Annotated in this window: 1 pseudogene; it reads right to left on the reverse strand. The window is 37.6% G+C overall.

The features are described from left to right. Nucleotides 1-277 precede the first annotated feature (277 nt). Nucleotides 278-601, reverse strand: a pseudogene (locus tag ACT3SX_RS15490) (hypothetical protein); the annotation flags it as partial.

A 601-nucleotide genomic window follows, 5' to 3' on the forward strand; every position in this document is an offset into this window, starting at 1 on the left:
AGGCGTAATGGACAAAATTCATGCTAAAAAGTAGAAGGTAGTGTCTAATGGACATAATTCATGTTATTTAAGTGACTTTGACAGTAGAAAGTCTTTAATAAACCGTAACTTACGATACTCACTCAACCCATGATGACTGTGTAATTGTCGCTTTAACTCACTGAATAAACCTTCAAGAGAATTAGTCGTATTTGGTATGTCTAAGTGCTTATATTCTTGATAAGTAAATAACCAGTCACTATTGGTTCTGAGGCTACGATAAGCACTTCTAAGACGTTTATGTGTGTACCACAGTTCTACTGTTATCTTCATTAGCACTACGCTCATTAAGATAGTCTTCATGAGTCAAATACCAGTGATCTAAGCGCTCTATGAAATCAGTTTTATCAAGCTGTGTTAAAGTTAAAGCGAGCTGTCTAAGCTCGATACTGGCAATATTCTTAGGACGACGAGTCAGGTAGCGGGTCACTATTTGTATTTGATGGAACTGACACATCTGACAAGGTGTTTTAATGAATACTGTCCTCAGTCCTCGTCTACCATCACAGGTGATGCTTTGTATATCAACGCCTAACGAGACTAAATGATTAACTCCTTGCTG

This window comes from Psychrobacter sp. AOP31-B2-9, from assembly GCF_052378005.1.
GTDB lineage: Bacteria > Pseudomonadota > Gammaproteobacteria > Pseudomonadales > Moraxellaceae > Psychrobacter.